The sequence below is a fragment of the Colwellia sp. E2M01 genome, assembly GCF_018860585.1.
In the GTDB taxonomy this organism is placed as follows: Bacteria; Pseudomonadota; Gammaproteobacteria; order Enterobacterales; family Alteromonadaceae; genus Colwellia.
On sequence record NZ_JAHKPR010000034.1, the window covers coordinates 65,288 to 74,117 of the forward strand.

9 protein-coding genes are annotated in these 8,830 nt (G+C 34.6%); 3 read left to right on the forward strand and 6 right to left on the reverse strand.

Going from position 1 to position 8,830, the window contains the following annotated elements:
* The first annotated feature begins 384 nt into the window (after positions 1-384).
* On the forward strand, positions 385-1,281 hold the full coding sequence (locus KO502_RS07805) for a LysR family transcriptional regulator (protein WP_216022018.1): 897 nt from the start codon (positions 385-387) through the stop codon (positions 1,279-1,281).
* Positions 1,282-1,485: 204 nt separating this feature from the next.
* Here the strand turns inward: KO502_RS07805 and KO502_RS07810 are convergent, their stop codons facing one another.
* The 4 genes from KO502_RS07810 to KO502_RS07825 form a co-directional block, all read right to left on the reverse strand.
* Complete coding sequence (locus KO502_RS07810; RefSeq protein WP_216022019.1) at positions 1,486-2,259, reverse strand: hypothetical protein; 774 nt, start codon at positions 2,257-2,259, stop codon at positions 1,486-1,488.
* Between the two features lie 8 nt (positions 2,260-2,267).
* Entirely contained in the window at positions 2,268-2,432 is a 165-nt protein-coding gene (locus KO502_RS07815) for a hypothetical protein (RefSeq protein WP_216022020.1), read from the reverse strand.
* A gap of 185 nt (positions 2,433-2,617) precedes the next feature.
* Positions 2,618-3,421 (reverse strand): NERD domain-containing protein, encoded by an 804-nt coding sequence (locus KO502_RS07820; RefSeq protein WP_216022021.1) that lies wholly within the window; start codon positions 3,419-3,421, stop codon positions 2,618-2,620.
* Between the two features lie 14 nt (positions 3,422-3,435).
* Positions 3,436-4,158, reverse strand: a complete 723-nt coding sequence (locus tag KO502_RS07825) for an NYN domain-containing protein (protein ID WP_216022022.1) — start codon at positions 4,156-4,158, stop codon at positions 3,436-3,438.
* 264 nt (positions 4,159-4,422) lie between these two features.
* On the opposite strand from KO502_RS07825, the gene KO502_RS07830 reads away from it, so the two are divergent.
* Both KO502_RS07830 and KO502_RS07835 read left to right on the forward strand, forming a co-directional pair.
* A complete protein-coding gene (locus KO502_RS07830; protein WP_216022023.1) occupies positions 4,423-5,079 on the forward strand; it encodes a Bax inhibitor-1 family protein in 657 nt (218 codons plus the stop codon).
* Positions 5,080-5,122: 43 nt separating this feature from the next.
* On the forward strand, positions 5,123-5,749 hold the full coding sequence (locus KO502_RS07835) for a DUF1287 domain-containing protein (RefSeq protein WP_216022024.1): 627 nt from the start codon (positions 5,123-5,125) through the stop codon (positions 5,747-5,749).
* A gap of 60 nt (positions 5,750-5,809) precedes the next feature.
* Here KO502_RS07835 and KO502_RS07840 read toward each other — a convergent pair whose 3' ends face one another.
* Together KO502_RS07840 and KO502_RS07845 are read right to left on the reverse strand one after the other, a co-directional pair.
* The gene (locus tag KO502_RS07840) at positions 5,810-7,495 is read right to left on the reverse strand and encodes a B12-binding domain-containing radical SAM protein (RefSeq protein ID WP_216022025.1); all 1,686 of its coding nucleotides are present in this window, start codon (positions 7,493-7,495) and stop codon (positions 5,810-5,812) included.
* Positions 7,496-7,662: 167 nt separating this feature from the next.
* On the reverse strand, positions 7,663-8,649 hold the full coding sequence (locus KO502_RS07845) for a DUF1186 domain-containing protein (protein WP_216022026.1): 987 nt from the start codon (positions 8,647-8,649) through the stop codon (positions 7,663-7,665).
* Positions 8,650-8,830: the final 181 nt, after the last annotated feature.

Sequence of the window (8,830 nt, forward strand, 5' to 3'; positions counted from 1 at the left end):
TTAGAATTGAAAAAGATAAGGAAATAAAACTATCAACATAAACTAAGGTAACAAGCTATAGATTCATTAAAATAAGTAATAAAAAATACGAATCAACAGACTATAAAACCACTTTAATTGCTCTTGATTAGCGTTAATCAAGTAAATAACTAGATAAGATTAGTCCCTCAAATCAACACATAAACTACCATTAGATTCATCTTTAAAAGCATCGTATTATTTACCGTAATAACGTTATTAGCACCTTTAGGCTTATGTCAGTACTTTTTTAAATCATAATCTCTCCTCAAAAATTCATGAGAAATAATAGTTAAAATTAACATTTTTATGAATTATACTCATAAATTATTTAATAATTTCTATGACTTTATAGGCTCACTATTCATGATTGAACGTACTCATTTAGAAATACTACAACAGGTTAATAAGCTAGGCACGTTAACAGAAGCCGCTGATAAGTTATGCTTAACGCAATCGGCTTTAAGTCATGCTATTAAAAAGTTAGAAGGACAATTACAAACTAAAGTGTGGCAAAAAGAAGGTAGAACGCTACGACTTACGCAAGCAGGTGAAGCTATATTGTCGTTAGCAAACAGAGTATTACCACAACTTCAGCATACCGAGTCTATTGTCACGAAAATTGCGCAAGGACAAAAAGGCTCATTACGTATAGGTATGGAATGCCATCCATGTTACCAATGGTTACTAACGGTAGTTTCTCCTTATTTAGCTAAATGGAAAGACGTTGATTTAGATGTAAAACAACGCTTTCAATTTGGTGGTATGGCGGCGCTTTTTAGTCATGATATTGATGCACTAGTAACACCAGACCCATTATTTAAAAAAGGCGTGGTATTTACGCCCGTATTTGATTATGAATTAGTATTAGTGGTTCATGAAGATCATCCTATTGCCCAAAAAACCTTTGTAACGGCTGAGCAGTTAAGTACAGAAACACTGATCACCTACCCTGTAGCCATGGAGCGATTAGACATTTTTAGCCAGTTTATGTTGCCTGCGCAATGTAGCCCAAGTAAACATAAAAAAATTGAAACTACCGATATCATGTTACAAATGGTTGCTAGTAATCGTGGCGTAAGCGCCTTACCCGCTTGGCTTGTTGGTCAATATGCTAAACAACTACCTATTAAAGCCGTACGCTTAGGTGAAAAAGGAATCAGCAAGCAGATATTTATCGGCATGCGGGAAAAAGATATTGAAATTGATTACTTGAGTAATTTTGTTGAGATGGCCAGTAAAGCGAATAGAAATAACAATTAGTAAGCTAGTGAAATTATCTTTGCTAATAATACACAGATAAGTCACTAGCGGTTTTCCATAATGTTTGTCCGTAAATGGTATTTTGTCCGTAAAATAAGCCGTATTGAGAAAACATTTGTCCGATAAAGATAAATATTGGTGATATATAGGTGATTGTGTATATGAGAGGTACTTAACGTGCTCGATATATAGGGTATGATCTATTTAAACGGGTTCAACTTCAGGTGCAGGTGGTCCTACTAATTGAGAAGGTGCAGCATTTCTAAAGGATATAAAGGCTTCAATATCAAATTTACTCGCCACAACAATTTCTGAAACAGGAATGACTAATGAAAAACTTTTAGCCTCTTGAAGTAAATTCTCCAAAACAATATCACCGAAATGTTCTTCATAGTGGCGGTAATAATTATTGTTAAATATAATTTTCTTCGTATCGTCTACATAACCACTTAAAAGTGGAATTAAGTTTATATAAGTTACTTCTCCCTGCTCTAAGTCAGGGCTGTTAGCAATACCAATATATACTTTGCCATTATCAAGCTCTAACCTTATTGGGCTAACATTGGTTTCAGAGTTGATAACAAGTAGCTCTAAATCATTTGCCAACTCTTTAATTCTATCATACTTGTTTTTTTCTGAAGAAAATAACTTAGCAAAGCCAATATAAATCAAACACAAAATAAACCCTAAGAAGAATATGCAAAAAGCCTTTAACTCATCCCAGTGCTTACTTTTAGATTGTAAATATGTGAGTTCAGTAGTTAAGTTGTTCTTGTCTATAAATGCAGATGGTATATCAAAATAATCAATACACAACCAGATAAACAATGAAGAAATAATAAAAAGAAAACCGGATAGTCCGGCTTTGAAATAGATGTGATAGCCCGTACTTCTGGCTAGTTTTAATCTTCTGTATGGGTGAGAGCTTTCAAAGAAATAACCTATAACTAAGATGACACCTAAAACCAATGCACCCATATTATATTTTAGCCTTTGGCCATAAGCTGATCATCAAATTGTTTTAATTTACTTACTTGCTCTTTAAATTTACGTTGGGTTTCTACGCTTTTCAAATTCAAGCGAATAACGCCATCTTTATCAATTTTTATAGTTTCAGGAACATTGTCTTTCTTTTCAAATAAACCAAACATAAGTTACCCCTCTAAAATTTTGCGAGATTATACACACAAAAAAGAACATAAACTATGGCTAAGTAATAACATGCCTTACTAATAAAGGCAATTTACATTGAATAATTAGGCGACTTTCCCTTGATAAGTAAAACCATTCCAAGAAGGTGTAGCATCATGTAATGCACTTTTATATTTTTAGCCATTTAAACAACTTCCATTACTTCTCTACACTTAGGAAATGTACTACATCCCCAAAACTCATTCCCTGCATTTTTACCTTTACTGGCTTTACGCAATACCATATTAGAGCCGCACTTTGTGCATGACTTACTTGCTGTTTTCTCTTTTACAATTTCTTTAACGTGCTTTACGTGTTCTCGGTTAGTTTTATAACCTCGCGCTAACCTTCCACTTTCAATTTTTTCAATAATACTAGCAACTTCTTCCGTACTAAAAACTATGTCAGTTTTACTTTTAATGTAATTAATACCACCACGGGCGAATCTTACATTATCTGGCATTTGGGTTTTAAAGGTACTATCACCAATAAAGATAATGACTGAAAAAAGGATTCTATTAATATCTACGGAGTTTAAGTTTAAAGCGCTTTCTAATGTTTTAAGGTGTTTGTAATTTTGGTGAAGTGGATTTTGAAATTTTGATTTATGCTTAAAGATTTGTTGCGTCCATTGCTTTTGGTGTTCACTACCAAAGATCCAACCTTTCATGTTTTTAGTTTCAATAACAAAAATGCCGTATTGAGAAACAATGATGTGATCAACCTGTGTAGTTCCCTGCCCTTTTTCATCTGTAACTGTTGGTAGGGTTACATTTTTTATTAGGTGATATTGGCCTTTATCTAAGAAAAACTTGATGAGTAAGTTAACTTGCCATTCGCCAAGTACACCTTTAAACCACGCAGATTTGATAATAATCGCGAAGATGAAAATGGGAATAAGACACCAAATAGAATTGAGTATCATATTAAGATAAATGTCTAAATTCATAATAATGCTTATTGTTAGTTTTTTGCTACGTTCTTAGCGCGCTTTTTATCTCTAACCCAAGTGACTGAACCATGGGTTTGCTTCATTTCAAATAAATCTATTGCGGTAAATAAATCACTGAGTTTTTTAAAGCCGTAATTACGCTGATCAAATGATGCATGGTTAGAAATATGAGAGCCTATTGGGCCTAAATTAGCCCAACCACTGCTGTCTTCAACCGCTTCAATTGCTTGACGCAGCATATTAATTAGTTTTGTATCACTTTTAATGTTTGGTTGTCGTTTTTGAGTAGGCTTTTCTTCTGCACCAATATCATCAAGGTATAAAAATTTCGAACAACTATTAACGAAAGCTTTTGGTGCTTTACGCTCACCAAAACCGATAACTAATTTACCGTCGGCTAATACACGTGTGACTAAAGGGGTAAAATCACAATCAGAAGAAACTAGGCATATAGCATCAACATCTTTAGTGTAAAGAATATCCATTGCGTCAATAACTAACGCAATGTCTGTAGCATTTTTGCCTTTGGTTAAATCAAATTGTTGAATGGGTTGTATTGCATATTCGTGAAGTACATCTTCCCAAGGCTTGATACAGGCACTCTTCCAGTTACCATAAGCCCTACGAATGTTTACCACACCATAGCGAGCAAGCTCTGAGAGAATAATATCTATTTTAGCGGCCGGTGCATTATCCGCATCAATAAATAATGCTATTTTATCTTTTTCTTTCAAATCGAATTCCTTTTCAAATGTAGATACTATTTAAAAAATTAATCGTACATTTATGCCATATCCTCCTGAAATAGCAATATTTTTATCTATCATAATTGTTTATTTGATAGTAAAGACGTTATAAAGTGAATGGCTATTCAACAAGAGACTTCGAAGATGAAAATCAGCTAACAGGGAATTAAAAGTCTTTTCGGCTATCAATTAGTTGATAGACAATCATGTAGCATTTCATTAGCAAAATTAAATTACAAGGAAATAGGTAAAATGAAAACCGACGTATTTGATAGAACCACAACCAACAGTAAAATAATTAGTGCTACAACGTACAATGTAGTTATTGGATTAACCTTGTTATGGGGCTTTGCTATAAACTGGTTTATGGTACTAAATATCCCTGTTGAATCAATAAGTAACATTAATCCCATTGTTTTCTTTATCGCTTATTTTGCTTCTTGTTTTTTTGGGGTTTACCTCTTTTCTAAATCAATTAATCCTTTGGTAAGCTTTATTGGTTATAATTTTGTTGTGGTGCCTTTTGGCTTAATTATTAATTTAGTGGTAAGCCAATACAATCCTGATATTGTGCTTGAAGCAATAAGAGTTACCGGCTTAGTTACTTTTGTAATGATGCTGTTGGGCGCTATGTATCCTGCTTTTTTCAAGAAAATATCTGGCGGACTTACCATTGCCCTGCTTTGTGTGATTGTGGTTGAGCTAATTGAAATATTTGTATTTAACACGCATCACGGTATTTTAGATTGGATTATCGCTATTATTTTCTGTGGCTATATTGGTTATGACTGGGCAAGAGCCAATGCCATCCCAAAAACCTATGACAACGCAATTGATAGCGCAGCGGCTTTGTATATGGATATCATTAACTTATTTTTACGTATACTTAGAATTCTGGGAAGAAAATAGTAAATAAATACAATGTTAACATTGTACTTTTTAAGGGCGGATAATGAATAACTTACCTTTGCTTTTCTTTCTATTAAACTTTACGACTTTTTCGTTAATGCCTTTACAGATTAACGCGTCGGAGTTTAATGAGGACATAGTATCAAGTTTACTTGAGCGAACGACTCATCAAGTGACTTATGATGGCGCTTATATCTCTATCCCTTATCCGAACGGTGATGTACCCAGTAATATAGGTGTGTGTACTGATGTAATCATTAGAGCTTATCGAAAAATTGGAACTGATCTACAACAGTTAGTTCATGAAGATATGAGAGCAAACTTTTTACTTTATCCTTCTAAACGAATATGGGGACTAAACTCAACCGATAAGAATATTGATCATAGACGTGTTCCCAACTTACAAACATTTTTCACAAGGCATGGACAAAGTTTAACAATTAGCACTAATCATGATGATTATGCTGCAGGTGACATTGTTACTTGGATGCTACCAGGAAATTTACCTCATATTGGTATGGTGATAGATCAGGTTAATCCAAAAACAGGTGACCCAATGATTGTACATAACATAGGTCAAGGCCCTAAAGTTGAAGATATGATTTTTGACTTTACCATTACTGGTCATTATAGATTTGTGCCAGAAAAATATAGTACGCCAACTAGATAGTTGGTGATAACTTTACGATTACAGGCTCAGGCTTTCAAAGCTTTACTACTATCGATATAGTTAACTCATATGTTGTTGCTGGCGTTTTAATGATTTATTTTTAACAACGACTTCACCTGACTCCCCTTCTACTGATGCATAAAGGTTAAGACTGCTAAATAAGCTTTTTAATTTAGCGGCTTCATAGTCTTGCTCAATCTTTGTTAGAACTAATTCATGTTTTTGTGGATACAAGGCTTCAACCGCTTGTGAAATCAACTCAAATAATTTTTTCAAATTAATTTTATGTATCTGCCCTGTCTTTTTAAATATCCACTCCGTGATTGCCATAAAATCATCAAATGGTTCATCTGATAATATATGCGGTAATGAGTATTTAAAACGGCCTGAGTTACCTATCATGTCCCAATAACGTGCAAAGCGATTAATCCGCTGCATTGTAGCAAAGCTTACACGGTCGGTGCTTAGTATATTAAACGGTGGTAATGGGTTAAAGCGTAAATCAAATGCTTCTGTATGTCTGATTATCGGGCTGCCTTTTAAGCGTTTTAAAATACCCATTTGAATTTCATGCGGCCGACAATGATAAAGTTGATTAAAACTGTCTTTAAAGCTCTCGAGGGTTTCACCAGGTAATCCAAAAATAAGATCAGCATGAATATGTGCTGCAGTATTATCTTTTAACCAGATTAAGTTTTCTTTCGATTTAGCGTTATTTTGCTTACGGCTTATATTCTTTTGCACTTCAACATTAAAAGTTTGAATACCAATTTCGAACTGTAAACTACCCTCAGGAAATTGTGCTAATAATTCTTTTAGCTTTCTTGGCAAATGATCTGGTACTACTTCAAAGTGTAAGTACAAATCATCAGTCATGCGATCTAAGAAAAACTGCATAATGTGCATGGTGGTGTTTATGTTTAAATTAAACGTTCTATCAATAAACTTAAAATTACGCGCACCACGTTGATAAAGTATGTCCATTTCATCAAGAAATACGGTTATTTCAAAAGGTACTGAGTTTTTATCTAACGACGATAGACAAAATTCACATTTAAACGGACAGCCACGAGACGCTTCAACGTAAAGCAAACGATGCGTTAAATCTTCATCGGTATAGTACTCGTACGGTAACGATAGCTCTTTCAACTCAACTGGTTTTGAATGGACTACTTTTTTATCTGGTGGCGTGTTGTTGACTAGATCTTTACACAATTGATAAAAACTTAAATCTGCGGGGCCTGTTAATACGTAATCAGCACATTTTACAATTGACTGCTCTTCGGTTTCATAACTGACTTCTGGTCCACCTAAAATAACGGTAACTTCAGGGGCAATAACTTTTAATAAATTCACTACGTCGGTTGTTTCAACTATATTCCAGATATAAACACCAAAGCCAACAATGTCAGGCTTTGACGCTAAAATTTGTTCAACAATATCAATAGCGCGCGTTTGGATTATATACTCTTGGATTTCACAAAACGGCTGTAACTCTTGTAAATTGGCATAAAGATAACGTAAACCAAAGCTGGTGTGAAAAAATCGCGCGTTAAGTGTAGCGAGTACAATTTTAGGTGAGTGGTTATCAATTGTAGCTGCAGGTTTCGCGCTATTTTTCGTAGTGTTGAGAGAAGTAACTTCCTGAGGCAGTTGAGTGGCTTGCGCTTTTGCGTCTGGCCTATAATCATCACCTGGATAAATATTGGTAACTATTAGCTCTGGATGATTTATTTGCTCTGCCATACTGCTTCTTTATTTTTTCAATAATATTGTCGCAATTATACTTTGATTATCGAGGTTATTCAGCAATCTTATTTTATCCGCGTAATTTAAAGTTAAAACTAAAAACCGCCACTGATGCAAGTGACGGTTTATTAGCGCCAATAAAAATATATATTGCTAGATTAAAGTTATCGTAAACAGCACTTCTTATATTTTTTGCCGCTACCACACGGACAAGGATCATTGCGGCCTGCTGTTATAGTACTAACAGGGACACTATTCTCTAATATAGTCTTTTCATCGTACAATATATTGGCCAGTAAACCGTTTTCAGCCATTAACGATTCAAAACTATCAACCTTATCAAAGCCATCAAAGTCTTCATTGCTGCTACTATCAATAGCACTATCACTTTCTTGATCTTCATTGTGCGAATCAGCCCAAGCAGTAAAGGTATTAACAACACTAAATTGTGTTTGGATCATGCCTGATTCAATTAACTTTCGCGAACCAGTATTATCCCAACCTTTTACTTGCACAGCTTGAAAACGCTCTTCATCAAAAATATTTTTATCACACAGTGCTATAAACTGAGACTTAAAGTTATCAAGTTGATAGTCAATACAATAATCGGCTAATGCGCTTAATAAAAAACTATTGGTTGTACTAGATGCAGCTAAAAAGGATGCCAACCATCGCGTTACATGCGAACTTAATACAAATTCATCAATAATACCCGCTTCATACTGAGCAAATACAGCTTCAATAGCTGAGGCTTTGCCATACATCGCTTGATGGCCATCAACAATATAATTACACAACGCTTGGCTATTACCATCAACCACATTATAAAATAAGGTAGGTGTTAACTCAGTAAGCGCATCGCCAAATACCGTTTCAATAGGCGTTAACAAGGAGTCGCTACGGGCAAATAACTGCAAACACTTTTCTAACGCAGGAGAATATTTTAATTCTGCTAATAAAAAAGTACCAAAAAATAAAATAGTCTGCTCTTCATCGGTCAACGATGTATCTACTGCTATAAACTTGTCTATTAATCGCTCTAATTCAGGGTAAAATGCTGTCCAATTCGCTTTAGCGGCTGCAAGACCTTCAACAGGTATGTCGTTGTCTTCTGCATTACCTATTGCTAGTAAAATTTGTTCTACGTTCATGTAAAGTTCCGCGGTAAATATCAATGATGAGTGTATATTTTAAAGGCTTACAATATACATAACAATGGGTTTTACGATAGCGTTTATAGAATGTTACGGGAGGTATAGAGTTGGACTCTTAGAAAGCGTTAGGCTACAAATTATTTCGGCTTCGCAAATACCATAAAAGCAAAAAGCCCGT

Coding starts and splice junctions, on each gene's coding strand:
- KO502_RS07810 (WP_216022019.1), bottom strand. CDS start 2,259: ATGGGTGCATTGGTTTTAGGTGTCATCTTAGTTATAGGTTATTTCTTT.
- KO502_RS07835 (WP_216022024.1), top strand. CDS start 5,123: ATGAATAACTTACCTTTGCTTTTCTTTCTATTAAACTTTACGACTTTT.
- KO502_RS07830 (WP_216022023.1), top strand. CDS start 4,423: ATGAAAACCGACGTATTTGATAGAACCACAACCAACAGTAAAATAATT.
- KO502_RS07815 (WP_216022020.1), bottom strand. CDS start 2,432: ATGTTTGGTTTATTTGAAAAGAAAGACAATGTTCCTGAAACTATAAAA.
- KO502_RS07805 (WP_216022018.1), top strand. CDS start 385: ATGATTGAACGTACTCATTTAGAAATACTACAACAGGTTAATAAGCTA.
- KO502_RS07820 (WP_216022021.1), bottom strand. CDS start 3,421: ATGAATTTAGACATTTATCTTAATATGATACTCAATTCTATTTGGTGT.
- KO502_RS07845 (WP_216022026.1), bottom strand. CDS start 8,649: ATGAACGTAGAACAAATTTTACTAGCAATAGGTAATGCAGAAGACAAC.
- KO502_RS07840 (WP_216022025.1), bottom strand. CDS start 7,495: ATGGCAGAGCAAATAAATCATCCAGAGCTAATAGTTACCAATATTTAT.